Origin of the sequence: Labilibaculum sp. (assembly GCF_963664555.1) — a bacterium.
Taxonomy (GTDB): domain Bacteria; phylum Bacteroidota; class Bacteroidia; order Bacteroidales; family Marinifilaceae; genus Labilibaculum.
In genome coordinates, this window is the sequence record NZ_OY761461.1 from 2,003,596 (window position 1) to 2,029,710 (window position 26,115).

Genomic DNA, 26,115 nt, shown 5'->3' on the forward strand with positions numbered 1-26,115 from the left:
CAGCAGAGGCCATAGTAGCTGTAAGACCATGAGCCACAAATAGAGATTGTGGAGGACTCACAGAGCAGTGAAGGGCTGAACGTTAAGTTGGTCCAAATGTTGCAAAGAAGCTGTTGTTAACAACTCTAGCTTTGTATTAAGCGGAACAGGGAAAAGAAAAAGTAAACTAAAATGATTGAACAAATACTTACACGTAAGAATATGGTGCGGGCGATGCATCAAGTCCAGAAGAACCAAGGTTCAGCAGGAGTTGATCGTATGCCCGTGACTAAACTCTCAGATCTGATGTCAATTGATAAAGCGGAACTGACACAGAGTGTTCGTTCGGGTAATTATTTGCCTCAAGCCATTTTAGGAGTTGTACCGAACGAAGTGAGATCATGAACACCTTTTAAAATATAGTTTGGTGAATAAATTCCAAAAGGAAACGGGAAGATGCGCTTATTGGGTATCCCGACTGTAACCGACCGTTTGCTTCAGCAAGCTGTACTTCAAATTATCACGGCAAAGTTTGAATTTGAATTTTCGGACTTTAGCTTTGGGTTCAGACCGAACCGAAGTCTGCATCAGGCAGTACTAAAAGCTCAGGGATATATCAACGATGGCTATCAGCATATTGTAGATATTGACTTGAAGACCTTCTTCGATGAAGTGGATCACTGCCATTTATTGCAACTGCTATATCGCAAGGTAAAATGCAAAGCAACAATGCGTTTAATCCGCAAATGGCTGCGTGCCCCGATCTTAATCGAAGGCAAGTTGGTCAAACGCAGAAAAGGCGTACCGCAGGGGAGTCCATTGAGTCCGTTGCTGTCCAATATCATGTTGCATGAACTGGATCGGGAACTGGAAAAACAGGGATTGAAATTCATCCGCTATGCCGACGATTTTAGTATTTATACCAAATCGAAAGCTACCGCCCGAAGAGTTGGGAACAAGGTTTACAAGTTTTTACGAAATAAACTCAAGTTGACAATTAATCGGGAAAAGAGTGGCATTCGGCGACCTGTTCATTTTACCGTTTTGGGTTTTGGCTTTGTGCCTACCTACAGGAAAGGTGAGCGGGGCAAGTACCAACTGATAGTATCAGAAAAGAGTTGGAAGAAACTGAAAGAAAAGCTCAAACTAATCACTCGAAAAACGACACCGATGAGCTTTGAGGAACGCATCCAAAAACTGAATGAGGTTCAGCGGGGTTGGGTAAATAACTTCCGTATGGCAAGTATTTTAGTCAAACTTCAAGATCTCGACGGTTGGCTGCGCAACAGGCTCAGATATTGCATTTGGCACCATTGGAAAAAACTTGAACGAAAACGGAAAAACCTGATTCGTTTAGGAGTTGAACAAGGACAAGCCTATGCATGGTCTCGTTCACGTATGGGTGGTTGGGCGATTGCTCAGAGTCCTATTTTGGTAACTACTATTACTCTTGAAAGATTGCGGAAACGCGGTTATGAATCTATGCTCGACATTTACAAACAAATCACGCCTGTTCGACGTGATTCCTTATTCCCCTTAACTTAACGAACCGCCGTATACGAGACCCGTACGTACGGTGGTGTGAGAGGTGCATCCCGACTATTTTAGTCGGGACCATCTACTCAATTGGGCTGTCGTACTTATTTCTTGGTCTCTTTCCATGATTTAATCGCTTTTGAAACTAAAGTTTTATAGTGTCTAGATTCATCTCTCTCCTTATATTTTGTCAATGCGTAATAAGAAAAATCCGTGGCTAATTCATTTAAATATGAATGTCCTCTTTCAAGGTATGATTTCTCCTCTTTACCGTTAAGGTTTATTAAGATGCTAAATCCAAAAGCGGAATGATTACAATTTACATCAATAAATCTTTTATCATCATGCTCTAGTAAATACCACATTCTATCTTCAAAATCAATAACTTTCATTAACTAGTTCGCATTTACATTTATGTATTCTATTTAGCTCAAATCATAAGCTAATAATCCGCCATTGCCTTGAATTAGATTTATTGAGCTTTTAATCTGCGCTAAGGTATCAAGCTTATTATATTTCACACAAAAAATCTTTGCTTCATCTAATGTATGAGAAATATCTGAGACCAATATATCAAGGAAATCAACTCCCTGTATTCGATTCTCTTTCCGCAAGTAATAATAAATATGCAGGTGATACAATAATATCTCACTCTTTTCAATCAACTCAATTTCTGGATAAATCATTAACTCCTTAAACATTGACTTTAAGTGTTCCTTAGTCTCTATACTTCTTGTCTCCAATAAAGGCAATATAAAATTCAACCAAGAGCCCAAAATCCAATGACCACCAAACTCCCTATCAGATATAAAATATTTTCCTTTCCCAGTTGAAAAGTCAACTAATTCCTTTTCATCTACTGCCTCAATAAAGTAATTATGTCCTTCCATTTAATCTTAAATTCATATTGACAAGGATTATTGTTTGTTATCTTCGTCCGTATGCAGCCCAACGGTTGGTGTATGAAGCGTTGGGCATTTCGAAGCACTTTACTGTCAAACCGCTACAAAGTTTATTAAATGTAACGCCCTTGAAATTAGCACTATCCGCCCAATGATTTATACACTTTGTGTGTGCCCTGCATGAGCATGACCACACCCACCGAAAGGTCGTTGAAAATGTTAAATATACAAATTTAGCATAAACAATGATTCTTGGAGGGTGTATTTTTTTTCCAGAGGGTGCAAGTCCCTTATGCACTGTGGTGACTCTCAGAAGCATTAGTAAGTCGCAAGGTGGTTTACCGTGAGGTATGCACTGAAGGAAGCGAGACTACAAAATCCGGTACTGACGAACAGGAACCTGATATGAGGCTATAAGTTTGGATAAGGCAGCACATCATGTCGACGTCCCAGCTCTTTAAATAAAGAGAATAAATGAAGTAGTAGATCAGGCAGGCATTGGAGGAAGGAAAATGTTCTTACCAGGGGAGGTCTTGTCAACCACGAGTTGGTTATGGCAAGAAGTCAGCAGAGGCCATAGTAGCTGTAAGACCATGAGCCACAAATAGAGATTGTGGAGGACTCACAGAGCAGTGAAGGGCTGAACGTTAAGTTGGTCCAAATGTTGCAAAGAAGCTGTTGTTAACAACTCTAGCTTTGTATTAAGCGGAACAGGGAAAAGAAAAAGTAAACTAAAATGATTGAACAAATACTTACACGTAAGAATATGGTGCGGGCGATGCATCAAGTCCAGAAGAACCAAGGTTCAGCAGGAGTTGATCGTATGCCCGTGACTAAACTCTCAGATCTGATGTCAATTGATAAAGCGGAACTGACACAGAGTGTTCGTTCGGGTAATTATTTGCCTCAAGCCATTTTAGGAGTCGAGATTCCAAAAGGAAACGGGAAGATGCGCTTATTGGGTATCCCGACTGTAACCGACCGTTTGCTTCAGCAAGCTGTACTTCAAATTATCACGGCAAAGTTTGAATTTGAATTTTCGGACTTTAGCTTTGGGTTCAGACCGAACCGAAGTCTGCATCAGGCAGTACTAAAAGCTCAGGGATATATCAACGATGGCTATCAGCATATTGTAGATATTGACTTGAAGACCTTCTTCGATGAAGTGGATCACTGCCATTTATTGCAACTGCTATATCGCAAGGTAAAATGCAAAGCAACAATGCGTTTAATCCGCAAATGGCTGCGTGCCCCGATCTTAATCGAAGGCAAGTTGGTCAAACGCAGAAAAGGCGTACCGCAGGGGAGTCCATTGAGTCCGTTGCTGTCCAATATCATGTTGCATGAACTGGATCGGGAACTGGAAAAACAGGGATTGAAATTCATCCGCTATGCCGACGATTTTAGTATTTATACCAAATCGAAAGCTACCGCCCGAAGAGTTGGGAACAAGGTTTACAAGTTTTTACGAAATAAACTCAAGTTGACAATTAATCGGGAAAAGAGTGGCATTCGGCGACCTGTTCATTTTACCGTTTTGGGTTTTGGCTTTGTGCCTACCTACAGGAAAGGTGAGCGGGGCAAGTACCAACTGATAGTATCAGAAGAGAGTTGGAAGAAACTGAAAGAAAAGCTCAAACTAATCACTCGAAAAACGACACCGATGAGCTTTGAGGAACGCATCCAAAAACTGAATGAGGTTCAGCGGGGTTGGGTAAATAACTTCCGTATGGCAAGTATTTTAGTCAAACTTCAAGATCTCGACGGTTGGTTGCGCAACAGGCTCAGATATTGCATTTGGCACCATTGGAAAAAACTTGAACGAAAACGGAAAAACCTGATTCGTTTAGGAGTTGAACAAGGACAAGCCTATGCATGGTCTCGTTCACGTATGGGTGGTTGGGCGATTGCTCAGAGTCCTATTTTGGTAACTACTATTACTCTTGAAAGATTGCGGAAACGCGGTTATGAATCTATGCTCGACATTTACAAACAAATCACGCCTGTTCGACGTGATTCCTTATTCCCCTTAACTTAACGAACCGCCGTATACGAGACCCGTACGTACGGTGGTGTGAGAGGTGCATCCCGACTATTTTAGTCGGGACCATCTACTCAATTAGCAACTGGGCGTTGATTCTTCCAGTCTGTTTTTCAGTCATTTAAGGTTTCTTTAATTGTCTTTTCAATCTGCACAAAACTGTCAACGGAGCGCAAATTTATTTTGTTTTTTTGTGGGAGGGCAACCTTAAAACCGCCCTTAAAGGCGGTTACTTGGGCTGGCTTTGTAAGCTCTTTGGCAAGCTTTGGTCGTGCGGCGGCTCGCGGGGCTTGCCAATGTGCTTACAAATAGGGTGGGCTTTTCCATCAGCTTCTCACTGTTTTACCCAATGCTTCTAATAACTGCGGATTATCCTCTAAACCAATCTTTGCTACTGCATAGAATTCACTCATCCAATCATCTATCTTTGCAAATGCAGCATCTTTTATTTTTGTTGCGTCTTGCGATTCCCCTTTTTCTTTAAGATAAATTGCTCTTGCCACTTCTAATTCAGATATTATGGTGTTTGCTGCTGTCAAGTCGTCAACTGATATTTTTAAACGAGCTAATTTACCTTGAATAGCAGAATCGGCAGATGCAACACTATAAAATTTCTTTGCAGCTTCTAACCATTTGATATAAGTCCGTGGCATTACGCCTGAAATGGCTAATTTGTCTGCGGTTAACGAATCGTTACGGAATACAACTTTTGCTTTCTTTCGGTGGGTGTTGAATGTGTCTTCTAATTGCTCCTTTTTACTTGAAAAATCCGCGTAAGCGGCAGATGTTTCATCGTCTTCGGTTTTGTTTGCATCGTATGCAGTCCTGGTTTTTGTAAGCAATGCTTTACCTTCTGCGATAACTGCCGAATCGTAGCCTAAATCTGCCATAATTGCAGAAATTTCAGGTTGGGTTTCCGCATTTTCCAAAGCTACCCGGTACAATTCCAATGTTGCTGTGTCTGTAAGTTTTGTTCGTGATGCCATAATTTAATTTTTAAAGGTTTATAATTAATTACATTTGGTTTTTTCGCTTTTACAATTTTGTTTTTCAGTATTACAATTGTGTTTTCCCCACTCACATTTTATCTTTTCGGATTTGGAATTAAATTTTTCGAACGTACCGCAATATTTTGCATTCTTAACAGTCTATTTTTCCTCACAACAGTTATATTTTCCAAACTTACATCTGCTATTTTTCAACTTGCTACTGTATTTGTAAAACTAAATGTTAAATATAACGAAAATACTTTTTGTCAGAACCCCGTTGTACGTCCATTTTATTAAAAAATCAGCAACAACTTTCATTCTTTTGTATCGAAGGGCATTTCACCGAACCATAAGAACAATAAATGCAACAATCACCCTGCTTTGGTTTTAAAACTGTATGGCAATTTTCACATTCATAGAAAAACTGACAAGAATCTTCAGGCATGGTTTCTTCAATTTGATGTCCGCATTTAGGACAAGTAATTGTAGATTTTAATTCTACTTTCATAATTATTTCCCCAATTTTAAAATCCTTAATGCTCCCTGAACCACAATTAAAAATACGATTGAACCAACAATTAGGTCAGGGTATTTTGATTGTGTTAGCAACACTAAAATACCTGCTAAAATTACACCTCCATTAATAATAACATCATTGGATGTAAAAATCATGCTGGCTTTCATGTGGGCTTCATTGCTTTTTGATTTTTGAAGTAGAACCAGGCAGATTGCATTTGCAATAAGGGCTAATATTGAAACACCAATCATTATTCGGTAATCCGGCATGGCTTCTGAGCCAAGAAATCGCCTGATAACTTCAATTAACCCTAATAGTGCAAGAGATAATTGGAAGTATCCACTTAAACGAGCAACTTTCTTTTTTCGGGTTACCGTTGAACCAACAGCCCACAGGCTTAATCCATAAACGAATGAATCTGCAAGCATATCTAAAGAGTCTGCAACAAGCCCCATTGATTTAGAAAATAACCCGGTGGTCATTTCTATTACAAAGAAGACAAAGTTGATTATCAGTACTGACCAAAGTAATTTCGATTGAACACCGGAACTTTCTAATACAACTTCACTCTCTTTTATTGTTGAAGTATTTGAAAGTTTTGCGCCTAAGTTAAGTTCCTCTAATTGACTTGTTATCTTTTGATTTTCTGCTGAATGATATATAGTTAAATTTCTGTTTTCAATATCAAAGTCAAGCCTTTTAATTTCTGGAAGTCCATCTAACTTCATTCGTATTAGGTTTTCTTCTGATGGACAATCCATTTTCGATATGTGGTATTCTGATTTTAACATTCCTTGCAATTTAATTGAATATCTTCTTTTTCTATTTGTAAAGTCAAATGGTTTATGTTGTATTTCTTTGACAAAATATCCTGAATATCCTTTAATAGTTGGTCTGGATTAGAGTTGGGTGCAATCAAATGAGCAGATAAGGCATTTTCTGTGGTACTCATTGCCCATATATGTATATCATGCAAGCCTTCAACTCCATTCTGGTTAAGTATCGTACTTTTCACTTCATCTAATTCTATATTCTTGGGTACAGCATCAAGGGCAAGCCTTATCGATTCAATAAATAGTTTCCATGTACTCCACATAATCACGAGTATTATAATAAAACTCATAATCGGGTCAATCCAATTCAGTCCGGTTTTTACAATCAATAGTCCTGAAATTACTACGCCTAATGATACACCGGCATCGGCTGCCATATGAAGAAATGCTCCTTTTATGTTTAAATCATCTTTCTGTCCTTTTAGAAACATAAGGGCGGTAATTGTATTAATCAATACACCAATTCCAGCTACAATCATAACCTGAGCACCTGCAACTGGTTCAGGGTTTTTAAACTGACCTATTGCATCCCAGGCAATTGCAATTACAGCTCCAAAGAGCAAAAAGGCATTTAGCACTGAAATTAATATGGTTGTTTTTTTGAAGCCGTAAGTAAACCTGCCTTTTGGTTTTTTTGTAGCTAACCAAATGGCAAACCATGCAAAAATCAGACTAAGGACATCGCTTGCATTATGTCCGGCATCCGCTAAAAGAGCGGATGAATTAGCGATTAAGCCATAAAATACTTCTACAAGTACAAAGAGTATATTTAAGCTTACACCAATGCTAAAAGCTTTGTTGTAATTGGATTTATGTGAGTGTGTATGACTATGATTATGTGCCATAAATCAGTATTTTAAATTAACCATCTTTTTGTTTTATTCCTATAAATATAAAATTTCATAGCTCAAAGTATTAAAATACAGGTTGCCAAATTACAGGCAACCTGTATTATATAGAATTAATCTTCGACTGTTAATCCAGTTTTTACCCGATAAGCCTGTTCAACGTCGGAAACATATATTATTCCATCACCGTGATGCAATGTCCTCCCGCAATCTGAAATGATGCTGACAATAGAATCTACATCTTCTTCGAATACTACCATCTCAATTTTTGCAACAGGACTGTCCGTAACAGAAAATTTCTGCGAAACAGATGCGTATTCATCCTGAAATTTTCCGATTCCTTCCGCCAACGAAATTGTTGCATTCTCAAAGCCTTTTTCTTTAAGTTGTTGAACAATTTCATTCACTTTGTTTGGTCGTATAAATGCTTTTATTTCTTTCATGATAATAATTTTAATGGTCATGTTCAGTTTCTTCTTTGCCCATGTCCGACAGTAAATAATATGCTGCGTTCATTACAATTTGAGTATTTTCCGGTAATGGGTCAATCAATTTTATTTCGGTATAACCTTCATCTTTAAGACCAGTCATAACCTCTACCATGCGGAAAGTCATTTCATCGTTTTCTTCATTTAATTCGTTCGCATGTTCATCGTGGTTATGACCTTCATCGTTATCATTGTCATGATTTTCCACCTCTTCATGACTTTCATCCCCGTCATCGTGTCCATCATGGTCGTGTTCTGCCATCGATTCATTGTCTAATACAAAAATGAATGACTTGGTTCCTTCAGTAACAATTGCATCGTTGGGCAAAGAACGCGTATAGTTTTCATCTGTATGAATATGCCCGGAAATGTACATTCCTGAGATTAAACCCGTAATTTTTTCATTTATTTTTGCATGTATATGAACCGCCCTTGAATCAGTCTCAAATTCTTTCCCAATTGCAAATATTGTTGCCGTTAATTCTTCTTCATGTCGGTTTGAAACGGTAAAATGTATTTTTTGCCCTTCCTTAATTAAATGGACGTCTTTTTCGTAAATCATAAAATCGGCATGAATTGCACTGTTGTCGGTAATTTCAAGTAATATGTCTTTTGCATCAACGTAAGTTCCAACTTTTATGTTTATGTCATTTATGAAACCATTAATTGGTGACTTAATACTTATTGTATTTGAAATCTCACCTTCTTTAACTTTATCAGGTGAAAGATTCAACAACTGCAATCGTGATTTTAAACCTTCATATTTAGCCTTAATTGTATTGTATTCAGATTTTGTTTGCTGATAATCCCTACCAGCTCCCACATTATTCTCGAAAAGCTCTTTTTGGCGTGCATACTCTTTTTCGATAAATTCGAGTTTGCTGGATATTTCAGCAAAGCCCTCCTGTAAAGAGATATAATCGGGATGTTCGAGCACTGCCAGTAATTGACCTTTTTTTACCCTATCGCCATGAAAAACATTAATTGTTTTTACATTGCCACCAATAATGGCTGTAACTTCGGCACTGCCTGACGGGGGGACTTCCAGTTGACCATTTGACTTTACAAGCGTTGTTAGATTACGCATTTGAAAAGACCCCAATTTTAAATTTAGGGCTTCACGTTGCCTGGCATTTAAAACTACTGCCCCTTCAACACCATGCTCTTCCTGTTCCTCACCTTCATGGCTATCTTTTTTTTCTGAATTACACGATAACATTGTAGCCACCATGATAAATGCTAAAAATATTTTTGTCTTCATTTTATATAATTTTTCGGTTATTTACCTGTTAAATATTTCAATTGGGCAGACAATTGAAAATACTCTGCCTGCTGGTTTAAAAATTCTTGTTTTGTGTTGATTGCTGTAGCCATGTTTTGAATAAATTGAACATAGTCAATACTTCCGAGCCGATATGCCAGGTTGGATGCCTGTATTTGTTCATCTGCCAATGGCAACGCTTCTTTTATGTAGTAGTCGATAACCTGTTGCAAGGTAAGGTAACGGCTAATTTGCTGATTGTACCCGGCTTTTATTTCCAGTTCTTTTTGCTCGTATTGCCGATTGACAATTTGGAAGTCAATTTTTGAAGCTTTGGTTTTTCCCGATTGTGAAAAGAATGCCAACGGGACAGAGATACCTGCTTCCCAACCATAAAACCCGGAATTGCCGTCAACCGACTGCCATTTATAACCCAGGTCTAACTTTGGAAGGAAATTGGCTTTTTCCGCTTTCCATACCGATTCTGCCACATCAATCCCGGTTGAATAATAATTCAGCAGCGGGCTTTCGCTCAATGTATCAATTTCGGAAACGATATTGAAAGCATACTGCCCCAAACCCTGTATGTTAACATCTACTGCAACCGGGTATAATAGGTATTGATTCAGAATTTGCAAGCTTGCCAAATAGTTGCTTTCAGCTTTCTTTAAATTAACCTGCAATTCTTTGTATTTAGCCGAAGCGGAAAGGTATTCGATTTTAGAAGTAGCCTGTGTTTTGTACCTCAATTCCGCAGCTTTCTGAAAGTCGGCGTACAAGGTGTCGAGTTCTTTATAAAGCTGCCATTGCTGTTTGGCATGAACCGCATTGTACCAGGCGATACTAACATCACGGGTTAACGAATATTCGGTAAGGTTCTGCCCCGAAATAGCTTGTTGGGTGCGTGCATTTGCTAACTTGCTTTTTGCCGGAATGCCAAAAACATCGATATCCGACTGACCAATCCCAATTCTGTTTTGAATACCGGGCGTACCGTTTCCCACTTCTTCTTTACCCGTGTAAACAGAGGTTGTACCCAATTGGTAAGCCGTTGCTTTTAAAGCTTCCTGTTTGTCAACTTCCAATTGGGCTGCTTTAATTGAAGGATAATTTTCTTTTGCCCTTTCAATGACTTGTGGCAATGTTAGTGAAGAATCCTGCGCATTGGCATTTCCTGAAATCCCCAGACCTACCATTATAAAAAGGACAGAAAATACACCCATTGCCGGTTTAGGCAACTTTATTTTTTTAGCCCCCGATTCAACAAATTTATAGAGAATGGGCAGCACAATAAGGGTTAGCAAAGTTGATGTAAGCATACCCCCAATTACAACTGTAGCCAAAGGTCGTTGAACTTCGGCACCTGCAGAAGCCGATACAGCCATAGGTAAAAACCCTAAAATATCGGTAGATGCTGTTAGCAGTATAGGACGGATACGCCTGATAGAACCTTTAATAATTATATCATTGATATGGAGTTTCCCTTCTGCCTTGAGTTCATTAAAACCCGATATGAGGACTAACCCGTTTAACACCGCCACACCAAACAATACAATAAATCCCACTCCGGCAGAAATACTGAATGGCATATCTCTCAAAAATAATGAGAATACACCACCTACAGCGGCAAATGGTACAGCTACATAAATCATGAGGGTTTGTTTAAACGATTTAACCGCAAAAAATACCAACATGAAAATTAATGCCAAAGCGAGTGGAACTACCAGAGACAATCTTTTAGAAGCTCTTTCGAGGTTTTCGAATGCTCCCCCATACCGAATATAATAACCCGTAGGTAGTTCCAGTTTTTCATCTAAAGTTGTTTGAATTTCCTCTACGAGCGACTTAATATCCCTGCCTTCAACATTAATCCCCACATAGGTACGCCTGTTGGTATTGTCACGACTAATTTGCATCGGTCCTGGCTGATAACTAATTTCAGCAACTTCTTTTAAGGGTATTTGATTACCATCGGGAAGATTAACAAACAGGTTTCGCAAATCGTCAATACTTGTTCGATGTTCTTCGTCCAAGCGTACCACAAGGTCGAACATCCGCTCACCTTCGTATATACTTCCGGCAACGCCACCACTAAAAGCAGTTTCAACGATGGTATTTAGTTCTTTAATATTCAAGTTGTACCGACCAAGCTTATTCCTATCGTAATTAACCGTAATCTGAGGCAATCCTCTTGTTGCTTCAGCTTTTACACCTGCAATACCATCAATTCCAGAAATTAACCCGGCAATTTCTTCTGCTTTGTCAGCCAGCATTTCCAAATCATCGCCATATAGTTTAACGGCAACATCCTGACGAATACCAGTTAGCAATTCATTGAAGCGCATTTCAACAGGCTGGCTAAATTCATAATTGATTCCGGGCAATACGCTTACTTTTTCTCTCACCTTATCAATTAATTCAGCTTTTGATTCAGCTTTTGTCCACTGGTCTTGTGGGGTTAATATCACAAAAATATCAGCAATATCAATTGGCATCGGGTCCATGGGTAAATCTGCCACCCCAATTCTGCTTTGAATACTTTCTATTTCATCGGGAAAATTCTCCAATATAATTTGTTCCAATCTTGTGGAAGTTTTTGTAACCTCAGTTAACGAAGTACCCGGCTTTAAAAATGCCTGAAAAGCAAAATCGCCTTCATCAAGTTTGGGAATAAATTCAGCCCCCATTCGTGTAAAAAGAAAACCGCCGGAGACTAACAGCACAAAAGCAATTGTGATTACAATCCAACTTCTTTTAAGCGACCATCCGATTACCGGGGTATATATCTTTTCAAGTTTTCCAATTAATTTATCCCCCCATGATTTTTTATCTGTTTTAGGTGGTTGAAGAAATAAGGCTGCCATCATTGGAATATAGGTGAGACACAATACTACCACGCCCAATACTGCAAAACCAAATGTCATTGCCATAGGGATGAACATTTTACCTTCGACACCTTGTAAGGCTAATACGGGAATAAAAACAATCAAAATTATGAGCTGACCAAAAAATGCTGAGTTCATCATTTTGCTTGCCGAATTATAGGCAATTTCGTTTCGTTTCGCCTGGTCGAGTTTTGTTCCGATAAGGTTTTTGCGATGGAGGTAAAATATCATGGCTTCAACAATAATTACTGCTCCATCTACCAATATCCCGAAATCGAGCGCCCCCAAACTCATCAGGTTAGCCCACACCCCAAACAGGTTCATCATTATAAATGCAAAAAGTAATGCCAATGGAATGGTTGATGCCACAATTAAACCGCCCCTTAAATTTCCCAGGAATATTACAAGTACAAATATTACAATTAAAGCACCCAGCGAAAGGTTTTCGGCAACCGTTGAGGTTGTACTTTTAATGAGTTTACTTCGGTCAAGAAAAGGTTTTATTACAACGCCTTCGGGAAGTGATTTTTGGATTAAGCCTATCCTTTCTTTTACATCTTTAATCACATCATTCGAGTTTTCCCCTTTTAACATCATTACAATTCCACCAACTGCTTCTCCTTTTCCATTTTTTGTAAAAGCACCATAACGGACAAAACTACCGTATTTAACTTCTGCCACATCCCTCATAAAAACAGGTTGTCCATCGATGTTTGCAACTAAAGTATTTTTAATATCATCAATCGACCTCATTAATCCTTCGCCCCTGATAAAATTGGCTTGAAAGTTTTTCTCGATATATGCTCCACCGGTATTCTGATTGTTGTCCTCAAGGGTTTCAAAAACATCGGAAATTGTTAATCCCATGCTCCGAAGTTTATCCGGGTTAATAGCAACTTCGTATTGTTTTCCCCTACCACCAAAAGAGTTTACCTCAACAACACCGGGTAGCATTGCCATTTGCCTTTTTACAATCCATTCCTGCATGGTACGGAGTTCCATATCATCGTAAATGGTATCAAAACCCGGTTGTACTTCAAGCGTATATTGATAGATTTCGCCTAATCCTGTGCTGATAGGTGCCATAAAAGGTTGTCCAAAACCTTCAGGGATTTTTTCTTTTACCTCTGCTAAGGCTTCACTTACCAATTGCCGGGGTAAATAAGTTCCGGCACTTTCTTTAAAAACGATAGTTACAACAGAAAGCCCGAACCTCGATACACTTCGTATTTCAGTCACATCAGGGAGGTTTGCCACGGCTAATTCTACCTGATAGGTTACAAACTGTTCAATATCTTCTGTACCCAAATTAGGGGCAGTAGTAATTACCAAAACCTGATTATTTGTTATGTCGGGCATGGCATCAAGTGGCACTTTGGTCATGGAATATATTCCGCCAATAATCAGTCCGATTGTCATCAGCCCGATAAGTGCCTTATTCTTTATTGAAAAGGATATTATACTATTTATCATTGTATAAATATTTTTTTAGTTATTAATTTGCTCTTGTTATTTATTTTTCGTTTCATAATATTTATTGAAATTTTCTTTGTTTTTGAAATAGACCACGTCCTGTTTATTCCTTGTTTTAAGTCCGATAATTGCGTCAGCTTTATTTATTGAATCTCCCGAAAATGCATCAGTTACTATTGCCACTTCTTTAAAATGCTTTACTAAATGATTGAAACATTGCTGGCTACAGAAATAGTAAATTTTGTCATCGAAAACCGCTTTGGTGCTTTCATGGATTTGGAGGTTATCCCCATTCATGCATATCCAATATGCAGGCACTTCTTGTTTAAACCAGGCAATTTTTCGCCAGGCAAATCTTGAGTCGCACCAGTAGGTATAAAAAACAAGAACAGACAATACGCCAATGAAAAGGATGCCGAAACTAATCAGCATAGCCCTGTTAAATTTTTTTTCGTCAAGCTTTTGCTTTTCAAGAAGCTGCTGCTTGCTTAACCTCTTTTTTTTCATATTAAAAAGATTAAGTGATTAATACTGTCGATAAAATGCTTTACCGGAATTAAAAAAATCGAAAGGAAACTAAACAGTAGCGGGAGGTGCCCTTAATGAACGGCTTGTAAGGAATTTTTGCTTTTGCAGCGTCGAGATAAAAAAACAGGTTTTAGATGGGTCTTCAACCCTAACTGTTAATTCAGGATTTGACTCAACACAAAAAAGGTCGAAATGAAAATTTGATTCAGATGGAGTATTAACAACTAAATCGTTTGCTTTTTCGGAAATAATAAGATTAAATGCATGACAATGCGTATCCGGGTTTTCATTGTGTTTATCCGGGTTGGTGTTCTCACATTCTAAGTTTTCCTGATGGGCTTCTATTGAATCGAAATGATGGTGGTGGGGAATAACAGCATGGGCAAAAATAATTATCCCTGCAACGAGGATAAGAAATTTGCTTGTATGTTTTCCTTTTAAAATCAATCTATAAGCTATTTAAAATGTTTTTCAATATTATAACGACAAATGTACGATAAAGTTTTTGCAACTGAGTTGCAAAGTTATTTTTTACAATTTGAACAAATTCCTTTAACTACCATATTTACACTTTCGAGGGAAAATCTATTGGGAAGGTTAATTGTAGGAACAGGAATGTCGTTTAAACAAAACGTTTGATTACATTTTGTGCAAAGGAAATGGACATGCAGGTCTTCCGGGGCGCACTTGCAATTATCCTGACAAAGCGCATATCTTAAAGAACCCGAACCATCTTCAATCGAATGAATCAGTTTATTTTCCTGAAATGTTTTTAGCGTTCGATACAAAGTTGCCTTATCCGCTTTTTCAAATTTTTGTTCTAATTCAGGTAAACTAATAGCCGTTTTTTGTTCTGTCAGAACTTGTAAAACCAACTGTCGCATTGCGGTTGGTTTGATATTTTTCAAGTTGAGTTTGTTGTCTATTTCCTTTTTCATTTTACTAATTTCAATAATCTCGGTTTGTTCAAAGCTCAAATGTAACAATTAAGCACCGGTGCGTAGGCAGAATTGCAGCTCTTTTACAAGCCTTTGGTTTGGGTGTTGGCTTGTGGGGTCTTGGAAATGTGCTGCAATGTGGGTCAGGGTTTCCCTTCTTCTTTTTGCGGGGGGAGAAAAAACAAAATAAATTCCTCCAAGTTTGCACCGAACTTTTATAATTGCATGTCTTTTTTCGCCTTGTTGCTAACTCCTAAATAAAGCAATGGGCTTTATTTCGTTTATATTTTTTTAAAAAGTGTATTTACCGACCCATATAGGGCGGTAATGTACACATATTATGATGAATCACTAAATATGTCATCAATTGGGTTCTTTATTTGACTAATATTTTGAGTGGAAACATGAGTGTAAATTTCGGTTGTTTTCGACGAACTATGTCCCAGTAAGTTTTGAATGTATCGTAAATCCGTACCTTGTTCCAATAAGTGTGTTGCGAATGAGTGGCGCAGGGTGTGTGGACTAATTTTTTTCTTAATTCTGGTTTTTGTACATGCTTGTTTTAATATATTCGCTACACTGGTGGTACTATACTTGCTTCCAACTTCCTGCCCTTCAAATAAATATACTTTTGGCTTGTAATTTTTATAGTAATCTCTCAATTCATTTACAAGTAGGGGAGACAGTAAAGAAACCCGGTCTTTATTTCCTTTGGCATTTTTTATTATTACTAATCCCCGTGTAGAATCAATATCGCTCAGTTTTAAATTAACTAATTCACTTCTCCTGAGTCCTGCCGAATAAATTAACGATAGAATACATTTGTGCTTTTTATTTGTACAGCTATTAATAATGGCTTTTACTTCAAGCTTGCTTAGTACGGTGGGCAATATTTTAGCCTTATTGGCACGATCTATCTTGTAAACTTTTCTATCCTTACCTAAAACTTTTTCGTAGTAAAATTTAATGGCATTGATTCTTTGGTTCTGCTGACTGGTAGAAATGCTTTTGGTCTTTATTAATTTCAGAATGTACGTATTGGTTTCATCTGTGGTGATATCGAGTAGGTTTTTGTCTGAAAAATGTTTTTGAAAATCATTAAAATAACTGGTGTATATTTTTATAGTTTGTGGGCTGTACCTTTTTTGTTCCAGTTTCTCAAGATATCCTTTAGGAAGCTTTAATTTAAACTTTGTATCTTTTTTAGTGCTTGTAATACTCGTTTTTTGATCATCAATAATAATTTCATCTGAGGCGAACACCTCCTTAAACTTCCTGTAATCGAAATCTTTTCGGGCTATCCACCAGCATTTTTTTGTTTGGCTCCATCGGGCAGGGAAGTTCTGCTTTAGTCGATTCACAATTTCCGAACTGTAGTTAAATTGAATGACTACAATTTCTTTACTGCGATGCGTATTGGCCGATAGGTGGATTTTTGTGCTCATTTACATGCTCTTGTTAAAGGGTTACTAAATTATAAAATGAATATTGTTTAGCAAAGCAGAATCAAATTAAATAAGCAGGAAAATGAGATGAGTTTTTTTTGTAGGGCAGAAAGTACTTTTTGCTTTTCCAGGCAGAACAAAAAACACCCCAGGCTTTCGCCCGGGGTGCTCTGTCCAACTTGTATGTAGTTAATCGGGAATAGCATGACTTCTAGTTGTCTATTTACTATTCCCGTAGAAGCTATTGATATCTCAGTAGTCTATATTTTTGCGCCTGAAGAATGAAGTATGACTCCAGTAAGAAAATTTGAACGCCCGTAGGATGAATTACTGCTTCGGTAGCCAAAATTGAACGCCCGTAGGATGAGTCATGATTCCCGTAGCCAAAAACACCATCCTAGAGCAAAACGAGTCAACAGTAATAGGGGTTACAGCGAGCTCACTGTTTCTGTTTCATTATCATTTTTTGTGTGTTTCTTTCTTCCGTACTCACTCGAATACCTTTTTTGTTTCTCTTCGTCGTTCCAGAAGGCGTACTTGCCATAGGCACGAATTTCGTCGACCAATTGCTTCAGGTAAGTGTAGGCTCGGTCGCGCATTAGTTTTTCAGGCCGGTTTTTGCTGTTTTTTACGCCGTCAACCTTGTTCATCAGGTCGAAAAGCTCGTGGGAGAGCTGTTGGGCACGCTCAGTTTTCGATTTGTCAAAAAGGATGGCTTCCAAAGGTTCAGGATATTGTCTGGCAAAAGCGGGGTAGTCGCTCATGTCCTGAATTAAATCCATGTGGCCGTTGCCATCAAGAATGTTTTGTAGTTTTTTCAGAATATCCGGATGGTTTCGGTAGGCAAACTGAAAATCATACTTTAATTCGCGTTGCAGCAGGCTGGCTTCCTCAATTTTTTCTTCCCACTCTTGTGTGCTGGTTAAAGCCGATTCATAAACAGCAGTCCAAACCGATTGCTGTTCCTGCAAAAATTTAGCTCTTGGTGCAAGCTCATTAATTGTATCCTCGCTGAGTCCTTTTGCCAAAAGCGCTTCTTTGTCTTCCAGGGCATATTGGTGAAGTACTCCGGCCTCGCCAATGGCAATGGCTACGGGGATGGTAGTCGAAACAATTTTGTCTTCAGAAATTTCAAGAACCAATTCATTAATTGTTTTTGTTGTTGTTACATCTGTCATTTATTAGGGTTTTTTAGGGTTGAAACATCAACCGGATTTGTAAAAAAAATCATTTGGAATTCCTAAAGTAGGAAATGTATGTTAAAAATAAAAAATTATGCTAATAAATTTATAATTTATTTTATGATTCCATAAAAAAAGTCAGTGTTTGCAGGGGTTTTAACTGTTAATTTAAATTATAGATAAATATAATTTAGGTTTTCTGTTTCGGGATAGAATAATTTTTTGGAATAACATGCCACTGGACAATCGCAAAATCAGCCTTCCAAAACCAGTCGTATTTGCCGTCTTAAACTGAACATTTGTTCATAACTGCACAGCTGCAGATATGTGTGTGTGCAGTTCTGAACACCTTCGGAATCGTTTTAAATCCGATTTTCTGAAAACCTTTGCATGTGTTAACATTCAGGCATTCAGCACACAACCGAATAGAATGATTCTGAATAACGAATGAGTGAAATTCTTGGCATTGCTCTTGGTTAGAGAGATTCCCAAATAGTCACCTTTTCAGACAAATCTTTTAAAACCCATAAGCTAAAAATATATGAAACGTTCGTGCCAAATCTATTTTGACACACAAGGAGATGATCATCCTTGCATGGTAAGTTTCATATGGCAAAAACTTAAAATTATAATCATATGAATAACCTGGAATTTTTTTTAGACAAATCAGCACTGGTCGGAAACGATAACCAGATTCTGTCTTCAGAAGAATTTAAAAACCTCTTACAAAAGGAAAGTTTCGAATACATCGATGTTCCAAGTTTTAATCAGTTAAAAGATATGCAAGCCGGAGAAGCAGGCATTAAAAATGCGCTGGTAGAAGTTGATTATGCCATTGCGGAAACGGGAACGGTTGTTATTGATAGCTGCAACGAAAACAAACGTTTGGCAACCTGTCTGGCCGAGAAGTTATTTGTTGTAATGCCTTTAAGTAAACTGGTGGCTTCCTTAAACGACGTAGCTGATTTTATTGAGGAGAGAACTTCGGATATGGGTGGCTATGTCGCTTTTATTACCGGGGCCAGCCGTACTGCTGATATCGAGCGTGTTTTAACAGTTGGAGTACACGGACCAAAAGAGATGACAGTTTATATTGTAAATGATTTATAAGAAGAAGCCATGAAGATTCACGATAAGATACAGGAAAAAATAAACGATGAGGTTTTGTATAAGAACCTGAAAGGTTTTGCAACAGCATATAAGGCTTCTAAAGACAATGCTTATAAAGGATTGGATTTTGAAGCATTAAGAACAAAAGTTCACGATATAAAAGACAGAGACTTAAACAAGGTGATGGAGCAATTCCACTTGTTTAAAGCGAATGTTGAGAAGCACGGTTGTAAAGTGTTTCAGGCAAAAACAGGCGATGATGCCTGTAAATACATTGCTGATGTAATGAAAAAGCACAATGCCAAATACATGGTGAAGAGTAAATCGATGACTTCGGAGGAGATTTTACTCAACCATTATTTAGAGAAGGAAGGACTGCAGCCTATCGAAACCGATTTGGGAGAGTGGATTCTTCAATTGGCCAGTGAGCATCCATCGCACATGGTAATGCCGGCTATTCATAAAACAAGACAGCAGGTTGCCAAAATTTTTTCCGATTATACAGGAGAAGCGGTAGATCCTGAAGATATTAAAGCAATGGTTGAAATTGCCCGTCGATTTCTTCGCAGCTCTTATTTTAAAGCTGGTGTTGGAATGACAGGAGCCAATGTTGCTGTAGCCAGTACAGGTACAATTGGTTTGGTAACCAATGAGGGAAATGCCCGCTTGTCGTCTACTGTGCCTCCTGTGCATATTGTATTGGTTGGATACGAGAAATTGTGTGACGATTTTAATCAGGCCTTGGATATTGTTCGGGTATTGCCGAAAAGTGCTACCGGACAAACCATTACTTCGTATACTACATGGATTAAAGGTAGGGTTCCATCTCATAAAAATGAAGACGGCGTAAAGGAAACCCATTATGTGTTTTTGGATAACGGTCGTTTGGCATTTTTCGAACATCCTAAGTTCAAAGAGGCACTAAAGTGTATTCGTTGTGGTAGTTGTGCCAATATTTGCCCGGCCTACGAAATGGTGGGTGGTCATGTTTACGGCGATCGTTACATCGGTTCAATTGGTCTGATTTTAACAGCCCTTTATCAGGGCGACGAGGCGGCCAAGGACATTTTAAAAATGTGTATCGGTTGTCGTGCCTGTTCTTTTAATTGCCCTTCGGGCATTGATTTGCAGGCTTTAATTTCTGAGTTGAAATTGGTTGTCGGTAAAAAATACGGCATCAACCCTATAAAGAAAAAAGTATTTAAGAGTTTGGTTGCAAAACCCGACCGAATGAAATCGATGTTGAGCCTTGGGGCTAACTTTCAGTTTCCTTTAACAAAAACGAATCCATTAAATCAGGAAAAAATAATAGGTACCATTCCAATGCTGCCCAAAGAAATGGATTTCAGAAAATTTCCGGCTTTGGCTTCAAAAACCTTTAGCAAACGTTTTTACAAAGATGGATACGATCAGTTTTCATCCGAACGAAAAGTATTTTTCTATCCTGGCTGTGCTATCGAATATTTTTATCCGGAAATGGGATTGGCCATGGTAAAACTGCTTCAGAAAAGTGGTTTTCAGGTTGATATTCCTAAAAAAGCAGCCTGCTGCGGTATTCCTGCCATTGCATCAGGTGATCCTGAAAATGCAAAAACAATGATTTACAATACCCTTGATAATCTGCAGGAACCTAAAAACTATGAGGCACTGTTGGTATTGTGTCCTACCTGCGGAGGAGCCATCAAGCACGAATTTTTAGATTTTACCAAAGAAGATCCAAACCGTTACAAAAAAGCAGCTCAATTGGGCGATATGGTAACACCAATCGGGAAGTTTTTAGAAAATAACAACATCCGTTTTAAAGTGAAGGGGAATAAGAGGGTTACTTATCATACTCCTTGCCACGATTCCAGATCCTTGGATTATTCTGCTGAAGCCTTCCTTTCCAAATTAATCGGAAAACAATTTATTCCATTAACCGACAGCAATGTGTGTTGTGGTTTTGGAGGAACTTACTCTCTGGATTTTGCAACTATATCGAACGGAATATTAACCAAGAAAATAGAAAATATTAAGGCAAGTGAGGCTGAGATATTGGTTACCGATTGTCCGGGATGTGTGATGCAGATTAACGGTGGTTTGATGCATAAAAAAGTGCCTGTTAAAGTGCTTCATCTAACCGAATTTATTGAAAAGTATGTTGAGCTCATCGGGAAATAAAAATTATGAATTATGGACTTCAATAATGATAAGATAGATATAAATAAAAGTCTGGAAGTTTTAAAACAAAAACTTATCGACCTCGACGTTTTGATGCGCACTAGTGCAATGAACGGAAATCTTAAAAAATTGGACAATTCAATTATCGAAAAATACAGTAGATCTAACCCGTTTACTACAATCAGTAATACAATTTGTAACTAAACCTAAATTATTTTTTATGGACGCATTATTAGCTTTTTCGCCTATTTTATTAACCATCGTTCTGATGGTAGGCTTCAATTGGGGAGCAAAAAAGGCTTTGCCTTTATCACTGCTGTTATCGGTGGTAGTTGCCTACACAGTATGGGAAATTGATATATTCCACATCATGGGCTATTCAGTTTTTGGTTTTCTGAAAGCATTGGATATTTTAATCATTATTTTTGGTGCCATTCTTATTTTGAATACCATGAAGTTGTCGGGAGCAATGACAACGATCAATAATGGATTTAATGGAATTACCACCGACAGAAGAATTCAGGCCATTATTATAGGTTTCATGTTCGGAGCATTTATTGAAGGTGCTGCCGGATTTGGAACTCCTGCGGCTCTGGCCGGTCCTTTGTTGGTCGGACTCGGATTTCCTCCTTTGGCTGCCGCAATGGTTGCTTTAATTTTTAATTCGGTACCAGTGCCTTTCGGAGCTGTAGGAACGCCAATCAGTGGTGGTGCTATGGTTACTTTGGAGCAAAACTTACACAATATCGGAGCAAATCCTGATGTGTTTAAAATGGCCTTAACCGAATGGATTGCTATTCCAAACGCTTTGGTTGGTATTTTTATTCCTTTGCTTGGAATCATGATTATGACTAAGTTTTTTGGCAAAGAAAAATCGATTAAGCCTGCATTGGCAGCAGCTCCGTTTGCAATTTTTGCCGGTTTGGCTTTCGCAATTCCTTACGTATTAATCGCTTCAACTCTTGGACCGGATCTTCCATCATTACTAGGCGCATTTATTGGTCTTGGAATTATCATTTTTGCGGCAAAAAGAGGTTTCCTTATGCCTAAAACGTCATGGGATTTTCCTCCAAAATCAGAGTGGGAAGAAAATTGGAAATCTAATGATTCCAATGGTGATACCGGTGAAGCAAAAATGGGATTGGTTAAAGCATGGATGCCATACGTATTAATTGCGGTTATTTTAGTAGTTACCCGTATTCCATCTTTAGGTTTAAAAGGATGGTTGGCATCTCAGACACTAACACTTTCGAATCTTTTTGGTATTGATGGTTTAACATACGTGTTGAAGTGGGCTTATTTGCCGGGAACTATCCCTTTTATTTTGGTTGCAGTGATCACAAATTTTATGCATAAAATGTCGGTAAAACAGGTTGTTTCTTCATGGAAAACAACTTTTAAACAAATTACCGGTGCTGCAATAGCATTATTTGCCGGTGTTGCAATGGTTCAGCTAATGCTGAAATCGGGAACGAACGGAGCAGGAATGGATAGTATGTTAACTACTATGGCTACTGCAATTGCTGATTTATCGGGAAATGCATATCCAATAATTGCACCTATCGTAGGTATTTTAGGTTCTTTTATGTCAGGATCGGCTACAGTTTCCAATCTGCTGTTTGCTTCACTTCAGTTCGAAACAGCTACTATTTTGGGTATTCCTCAGGTATTAATTGTTTCAGTTCAAACCATTGGTGCGGCTTTAGGAAATATGATTTGTGTGAACAATGTGGTTGCTGTATGTGCTACCGTTGGTTGTATTGGTGCAGAGGGAACAATCATTAGAAGAAACTCGATACCAGCCTTTATTTACTATTTAATGGTGATGATAATTGTTGTTGTATTAATTTCATCAGGCTTTAATCCTTTGCCATTGTAAACTATTTAGGAACCAAATTTTCATTGAATTGAAAATTTGGTTCATATTTAAAGACTGAAAACGTACATTTGTCATACAAGTTACCAATTTAAGACTTGCTTATTCATTGAATACTTGATATTGACAGCTAATAAAATTGAATAAAGATGCTTACAGGAGATTATAAAAAATTCTATGATGAGATCAAATTGACCATAGAAAAGTCACGTTTGTATACAGATGAAATTAGAAATTTGGCGTATGGAACGGATGCTGGTTTTTACCGATTAATACCTCAGATTATTATTCGGGCAAAAGATGAAGCTGAAGTACAAAAGGCTGTATTTTTAGCTGATAAGTATAATCTACCGGTTACTTTTCGTGCCGCAGGAACCAGTTTAGCTGGTCAGGCAATTACCAATTCGATTTTAATTGTTGCAGGAAAACATTGGGAAGATTTCGATATTCTTAAAAACGGCGAAGCAATTCGAATGCAGCCGGGTATGGTTGGAAGTCGTGTGAATAAGGTTTTGGCACCTTACGGAAGAAAATTGGGACCAGATCCGGCATCCATTAATTCTGCAATGATCGGAGGTATTGTTATGAATAACGCTTCTGGTATGAATTGTGGTACTCATGAGAATTCTTATAAAACAATTCTGTCAGCTCGCTTGATTTTTGCCGATGGCACTATTTTGGATACCGGGGATGCTGCAAGCAAGGCTGATTTTAAAAAGACACACGGCGATTTTATCCGTAGGATTGAAGAATTGCGTGATAAAGTTCGCGCGAATAAAACCTTGGCAGAACGTATTCGTTACAAATACAGCATTAAGAATACAACTGGTTTGAGTATCAATCCATTTATCGATTACGAAGATCCATTTCAGATTATCGTGAATTTGATGGTGGGATCAGAGGGGACTTTGGCTTTTATGTCGGAATTGACCATGAAAACTGTGGTAAACCATAAATTTAAGGCCAGTGCAATGATATACTTTAGTGATATCGTAACTGCATGTCAATCGGTTGTAACCATAAAACCAGGGCCTGTACACGGAGCTGAAATGCTTGATCGTGTGGCTTTACGATCAGTAGAAAATGCTGATGGTATTCCTCCGTTTATTAAAGATTTCCCTGATGGCGTAACTGCTATTTTGGTAGAAACATTGGCCAATAGTAAAAGTGAATTGAATGCCAATATTAGTGAAATTAAATTGCTGTTGTCGGCCTACGAAACGGTTCGCCCAATTGAATTTACCGATAAACCAGAGGAGTATTCTAAATATTGGGATATCCGAAAAGGAGTATTTCCTGCAGTTGGTGGTTTAAGAGAAACAGGTACTACTTGTATTATCGAGGATGTAGCCTTTCATATCGATGATTTGCCAAAGGCAACTTTAGATTTGCAGAATTTGATTGCTAAATATGGATACAAAGATGGTGTGATTTACGGTCATGCTTTGGAAGGAAATTTTCACTTTATCTTCAATCAGAATTTTGATAAACCCGAAGAATTGGAGCAGTATAAAAGCTTTATGCACGAGGTGGATGAATTAGTGATTGACAAGTACGATGGTTCGCTGAAAGCAGAGCATGGAACGGGCAGAAATATGGCTCCGTTTGTAAAACATGAATGGGGCGAAGAGGCTTATCAGTTGATGAAAGATGTAAAGCAACTTTTCGATCCTAAGAATTTATTGAATCCGGGCGTTATTATTAACGAAGATCCGGAGTGTTATACTAAGAATTTTAAAACACTTGCTCCTGTTCACGAGTTGGTTGATAAATGTATTGAATGTGGTTTTTGCGAGGTAAACTGTTTAACTGCCGGTTTTACCCTATCTGCTCGTCAGCGTACCGTTGTACAGCGGGAACTAAAACGTCTGGAAACTACAGGAGAGGATCCGGAACGATACAAAATATTGAAGAAAGGATTTGATTATCTTGGTGAGCAGACTTGTGCCGGGGATGGCTTATGTGCAACGTCCTGCCCTGTAGGTATCGATACCGGTAAGTTCATTAAATACCTTCGGTCCTTAAATGTGGATACTCCGCGTGCTTTTAAAATCAGTCAGAAGGTTGCAGATAATTTCTCAACGGTTGGTTCTACTATTCGTGGAGGTTTAAAATTCGTGAATGGTGTTCATACGGTGATGGGTTCTACTTTACTTGGAGCTGTTGCCGGTGGTTTTAGAACCTTAAGCGGAAATAACATTCCTTTGTGGACTCCTGCTATGCCGAAAGGAGCTAATGCACCAAAACCGAAACCTATCAACAAGGAGAATCCATTACGTGTGGTTTACTTTCCATCGTGTATTGCACAAACCATGGGACCTGCAAAAGGAGATCCTTACAAGGAGCCATTGCATATGGTTACCCAAAAGTTACTTGAAAAAGCAGGTTACGAGGTAATTTTCCCTGAAGGAATGAGCAATTTATGCTGCGGTACTCCATGGGAAAGTAAGGGCTTGATCAAGCATGCAGATCAGAAATCATCCGAATTGGAAGCTGCTTTGGTAAAAGCTTCTGAAAATGGAAAATATCCTGTTTTGTGCGATACATCTCCATGTTTGTACAGAATGAGAAGAGTAATGGATAAAGACTTAAAGCTTTACGAACCAGTTGAATTTATTCATGAATTCTTAATGGACAAATTGGACTTTAAAAAGGTAAATGAAGTAATTACCATTCACTCAACCTGTACCACCACAAAAATGGGATTAACTCCGGCTCTAAAAACTGTTGCTGAGGCATGTGCACAGCATGTGGTATTGCCTGACGAAGTTGGATGTTGTGGTTTTGCAGGAGACAGAGGTTTTAATTTTCCGGAAGTAAATAAGTACGCTTTGCGAAAACTTCATCCGATAATTGAAAAGGAAAAGGTGATTGCAGGTTATTCCAACAGTAGAACCTGTGAAATTGGCTTGAGTACAAATGGAAGAGTGCCATACATGTCGATTATTTATTTGGTTGATCGTGTAACAACAGGAAAAAACAAGCAAGTTAATTACAAGAAAAAGAAGGCGAAAAAACAGGTGGCTGCAATTTAACATCCTTATTCGGTGGAAGATTGCAAAGGACCGGAATTTTTTTTACAAGCTGAAATGGAAGAGTTTGATTCGATTGCCGTTTTCAGCTTG

At 38.3% G+C, this 26,115-nt stretch carries 22 protein-coding genes; 8 read left to right on the forward strand and 14 right to left on the reverse strand.

The genetic code is table 11. From position 1 onward, the window contains the following. Nucleotides 1-213: 213 nt before the first annotated feature. Together ACKU4N_RS07840 and ltrA (ACKU4N_RS07845) are read left to right on the forward strand one after the other, a co-directional pair. Complete coding sequence (locus ACKU4N_RS07840; protein ID WP_321318831.1) at nucleotides 214-384, forward strand: hypothetical protein; 171 nt, start codon at nucleotides 214-216, stop codon at nucleotides 382-384. Between the two features lie 30 nt (nucleotides 385-414). Further along, nucleotides 415-1,524 (forward strand): group II intron reverse transcriptase/maturase, encoded by a 1,110-nt coding sequence (gene ltrA, locus ACKU4N_RS07845; RefSeq protein WP_321322749.1) that lies wholly within the window; start codon nucleotides 415-417, stop codon nucleotides 1,522-1,524. Between the two features lie 95 nt (nucleotides 1,525-1,619). Here ltrA (ACKU4N_RS07845) and ACKU4N_RS07850 read toward each other — a convergent pair whose 3' ends face one another. Together ACKU4N_RS07850 and ACKU4N_RS07855 are read right to left on the reverse strand one after the other, a co-directional pair. After that, nucleotides 1,620-1,907 (reverse strand): hypothetical protein, encoded by a 288-nt coding sequence (locus ACKU4N_RS07850; protein ID WP_321322218.1) that lies wholly within the window; start codon nucleotides 1,905-1,907, stop codon nucleotides 1,620-1,622. Nucleotides 1,908-1,940: 33 nt separating this feature from the next. Next, a complete protein-coding gene (locus ACKU4N_RS07855; protein WP_321322220.1) occupies nucleotides 1,941-2,405 on the reverse strand; it encodes a hypothetical protein in 465 nt (154 codons plus the stop codon). 748 nt (nucleotides 2,406-3,153) lie between these two features. Between ACKU4N_RS07855 and ltrA (ACKU4N_RS07860) the strand changes: the two genes are divergently transcribed. After that, on the forward strand, nucleotides 3,154-4,455 hold the full coding sequence (gene ltrA, locus ACKU4N_RS07860) for a group II intron reverse transcriptase/maturase (RefSeq protein ID WP_321322222.1): 1,302 nt from the start codon (nucleotides 3,154-3,156) through the stop codon (nucleotides 4,453-4,455). Between the two features lie 329 nt (nucleotides 4,456-4,784). Here the strand turns inward: ltrA (ACKU4N_RS07860) and ACKU4N_RS07865 are convergent, their stop codons facing one another. The 12 genes from ACKU4N_RS07865 to ACKU4N_RS07920 form a co-directional block, all read right to left on the reverse strand. Beyond that, complete coding sequence (locus tag ACKU4N_RS07865) at nucleotides 4,785-5,444, reverse strand: PQLLE family protein (protein ID WP_101262564.1); 660 nt, start codon at nucleotides 5,442-5,444, stop codon at nucleotides 4,785-4,787. A gap of 304 nt (nucleotides 5,445-5,748) precedes the next feature. Next, nucleotides 5,749-5,955 (reverse strand): GDCCVxC domain-containing (seleno)protein, encoded by a 207-nt coding sequence (locus ACKU4N_RS07870; protein WP_101262566.1) that lies wholly within the window; start codon nucleotides 5,953-5,955, stop codon nucleotides 5,749-5,751. 2 nt (nucleotides 5,956-5,957) lie between these two features. Continuing rightward, nucleotides 5,958-6,755, reverse strand: a complete 798-nt coding sequence (locus tag ACKU4N_RS07875; protein ID WP_101262568.1) for a cation efflux transmembrane domain-containing protein — start codon at nucleotides 6,753-6,755, stop codon at nucleotides 5,958-5,960. Continuing rightward, nucleotides 6,749-7,642, reverse strand: coding sequence for a cation diffusion facilitator family transporter (locus ACKU4N_RS07880; protein WP_101262570.1), 894 nt, complete (start codon nucleotides 7,640-7,642; stop codon nucleotides 6,749-6,751). Before ACKU4N_RS07880 ends, ACKU4N_RS07875 begins: the two co-directional genes overlap by 7 nt. Nucleotides 7,643-7,758: 116 nt before the next feature. Further along, the gene (locus ACKU4N_RS07885) at nucleotides 7,759-8,088 is read right to left on the reverse strand and encodes a P-II family nitrogen regulator (RefSeq protein WP_101262690.1); all 330 of its coding nucleotides are present in this window, start codon (nucleotides 8,086-8,088) and stop codon (nucleotides 7,759-7,761) included. Between the two features lie 10 nt (nucleotides 8,089-8,098). After that, a complete protein-coding gene (locus tag ACKU4N_RS07890) occupies nucleotides 8,099-9,394 on the reverse strand; it encodes an efflux RND transporter periplasmic adaptor subunit (RefSeq protein WP_101262572.1) in 1,296 nt (431 codons plus the stop codon). Nucleotides 9,395-9,411: 17 nt separating this feature from the next. Then, nucleotides 9,412-13,752: a CusA/CzcA family heavy metal efflux RND transporter gene (locus tag ACKU4N_RS07895; RefSeq protein ID WP_101262574.1), complete on the reverse strand. Its 4,341-nt coding sequence runs from the start codon at nucleotides 13,750-13,752 to the stop codon at nucleotides 9,412-9,414. 36 nt (nucleotides 13,753-13,788) lie between these two features. After that, complete coding sequence (locus tag ACKU4N_RS07900; RefSeq protein ID WP_101262576.1) at nucleotides 13,789-14,259, reverse strand: hypothetical protein; 471 nt, start codon at nucleotides 14,257-14,259, stop codon at nucleotides 13,789-13,791. A gap of 69 nt (nucleotides 14,260-14,328) precedes the next feature. Further along, entirely contained in the window at nucleotides 14,329-14,727 is a 399-nt protein-coding gene (locus ACKU4N_RS07905) for a DUF6769 family protein (RefSeq protein ID WP_101262578.1), read from the reverse strand. A gap of 77 nt (nucleotides 14,728-14,804) precedes the next feature. Beyond that, the gene (locus ACKU4N_RS07910; RefSeq protein WP_101262580.1) at nucleotides 14,805-15,218 is read right to left on the reverse strand and encodes a Fur family transcriptional regulator; all 414 of its coding nucleotides are present in this window, start codon (nucleotides 15,216-15,218) and stop codon (nucleotides 14,805-14,807) included. A gap of 338 nt (nucleotides 15,219-15,556) precedes the next feature. Further along, nucleotides 15,557-16,663, reverse strand: a complete 1,107-nt coding sequence (locus tag ACKU4N_RS07915; protein ID WP_321322231.1) for a tyrosine-type recombinase/integrase — start codon at nucleotides 16,661-16,663, stop codon at nucleotides 15,557-15,559. A 428-nt stretch (nucleotides 16,664-17,091) separates the two neighbouring features. Next, complete coding sequence (locus tag ACKU4N_RS07920; protein WP_321322232.1) at nucleotides 17,092-17,841, reverse strand: hypothetical protein; 750 nt, start codon at nucleotides 17,839-17,841, stop codon at nucleotides 17,092-17,094. A gap of 639 nt (nucleotides 17,842-18,480) precedes the next feature. Between ACKU4N_RS07920 and ACKU4N_RS07925 the strand changes: the two genes are divergently transcribed. From ACKU4N_RS07925 to ACKU4N_RS07945, 5 genes are all read left to right on the forward strand, one after another. After that, nucleotides 18,481-18,954 carry a LutC/YkgG family protein gene (locus ACKU4N_RS07925; protein ID WP_321322234.1) on the forward strand — a complete coding sequence of 158 codons (474 nt, stop codon included), beginning with the start codon at nucleotides 18,481-18,483 and terminating at the stop codon, nucleotides 18,952-18,954. A gap of 9 nt (nucleotides 18,955-18,963) precedes the next feature. Next, complete coding sequence (ldhH, locus tag ACKU4N_RS07930; protein WP_321322236.1) at nucleotides 18,964-21,114, forward strand: L-lactate dehydrogenase (quinone) large subunit LdhH; 2,151 nt, start codon at nucleotides 18,964-18,966, stop codon at nucleotides 21,112-21,114. 12 nt (nucleotides 21,115-21,126) lie between these two features. Beyond that, entirely contained in the window at nucleotides 21,127-21,318 is a 192-nt protein-coding gene (locus ACKU4N_RS07935; RefSeq protein WP_321322238.1) for a hypothetical protein, read from the forward strand. Between the two features lie 16 nt (nucleotides 21,319-21,334). Further along, complete coding sequence (locus ACKU4N_RS07940; protein ID WP_321322240.1) at nucleotides 21,335-22,993, forward strand: L-lactate permease; 1,659 nt, start codon at nucleotides 21,335-21,337, stop codon at nucleotides 22,991-22,993. 146 nt (nucleotides 22,994-23,139) lie between these two features. Continuing rightward, nucleotides 23,140-26,025 carry an FAD-binding and (Fe-S)-binding domain-containing protein gene (locus ACKU4N_RS07945; protein WP_321322242.1) on the forward strand — a complete coding sequence of 962 codons (2,886 nt, stop codon included), beginning with the start codon at nucleotides 23,140-23,142 and terminating at the stop codon, nucleotides 26,023-26,025. Nucleotides 26,026-26,115: the final 90 nt, after the last annotated feature.

What these genes read in the sequence shown, in the direction of transcription:
- ACKU4N_RS07840 (WP_321318831.1), top strand. Translation starts at nt 214, where the DNA reads ATGCATCAAGTCCAGAAGAACCAAGGTTCAGCAGGAGTTGATCGTATG.
- ACKU4N_RS07850 (WP_321322218.1), bottom strand. Translation starts at nt 1,907, where the DNA reads ATGAAAGTTATTGATTTTGAAGATAGAATGTGGTATTTACTAGAGCAT.
- ACKU4N_RS07855 (WP_321322220.1), bottom strand. Translation starts at nt 2,405, where the DNA reads ATGGAAGGACATAATTACTTTATTGAGGCAGTAGATGAAAAGGAATTA.
- ltrA (WP_321322222.1), top strand. Translation starts at nt 3,154, where the DNA reads ATGATTGAACAAATACTTACACGTAAGAATATGGTGCGGGCGATGCAT.
- ACKU4N_RS07865 (WP_101262564.1), bottom strand. Translation starts at nt 5,444, where the DNA reads ATGGCATCACGAACAAAACTTACAGACACAGCAACATTGGAATTGTAC.
- ACKU4N_RS07870 (WP_101262566.1), bottom strand. Translation starts at nt 5,955, where the DNA reads ATGAAAGTAGAATTAAAATCTACAATTACTTGTCCTAAATGCGGACAT.
- ACKU4N_RS07875 (WP_101262568.1), bottom strand. Translation starts at nt 6,755, where the DNA reads ATGTTAAAATCAGAATACCACATATCGAAAATGGATTGTCCATCAGAA.
- ACKU4N_RS07880 (WP_101262570.1), bottom strand. Translation starts at nt 7,642, where the DNA reads ATGGCACATAATCATAGTCATACACACTCACATAAATCCAATTACAAC.
- ACKU4N_RS07885 (WP_101262690.1), bottom strand. Translation starts at nt 8,088, where the DNA reads ATGAAAGAAATAAAAGCATTTATACGACCAAACAAAGTGAATGAAATT.
- ACKU4N_RS07890 (WP_101262572.1), bottom strand. Translation starts at nt 9,394, where the DNA reads ATGAAGACAAAAATATTTTTAGCATTTATCATGGTGGCTACAATGTTA.
- ACKU4N_RS07895 (WP_101262574.1), bottom strand. Translation starts at nt 13,752, where the DNA reads ATGATAAATAGTATAATATCCTTTTCAATAAAGAATAAGGCACTTATC.
- ACKU4N_RS07900 (WP_101262576.1), bottom strand. Translation starts at nt 14,259, where the DNA reads ATGAAAAAAAAGAGGTTAAGCAAGCAGCAGCTTCTTGAAAAGCAAAAG.
- ACKU4N_RS07910 (WP_101262580.1), bottom strand. Translation starts at nt 15,218, where the DNA reads ATGAAAAAGGAAATAGACAACAAACTCAACTTGAAAAATATCAAACCA.
- ACKU4N_RS07915 (WP_321322231.1), bottom strand. Translation starts at nt 16,663, where the DNA reads ATGAGCACAAAAATCCACCTATCGGCCAATACGCATCGCAGTAAAGAA.
- ACKU4N_RS07920 (WP_321322232.1), bottom strand. Translation starts at nt 17,841, where the DNA reads ATGACAGATGTAACAACAACAAAAACAATTAATGAATTGGTTCTTGAA.
- ACKU4N_RS07925 (WP_321322234.1), top strand. Translation starts at nt 18,481, where the DNA reads ATGAATAACCTGGAATTTTTTTTAGACAAATCAGCACTGGTCGGAAAC.
- ldhH (WP_321322236.1), top strand. Translation starts at nt 18,964, where the DNA reads ATGAAGATTCACGATAAGATACAGGAAAAAATAAACGATGAGGTTTTG.
- ACKU4N_RS07935 (WP_321322238.1), top strand. Translation starts at nt 21,127, where the DNA reads ATGGACTTCAATAATGATAAGATAGATATAAATAAAAGTCTGGAAGTT.
- ACKU4N_RS07940 (WP_321322240.1), top strand. Translation starts at nt 21,335, where the DNA reads ATGGACGCATTATTAGCTTTTTCGCCTATTTTATTAACCATCGTTCTG.
- ACKU4N_RS07945 (WP_321322242.1), top strand. Translation starts at nt 23,140, where the DNA reads ATGCTTACAGGAGATTATAAAAAATTCTATGATGAGATCAAATTGACC.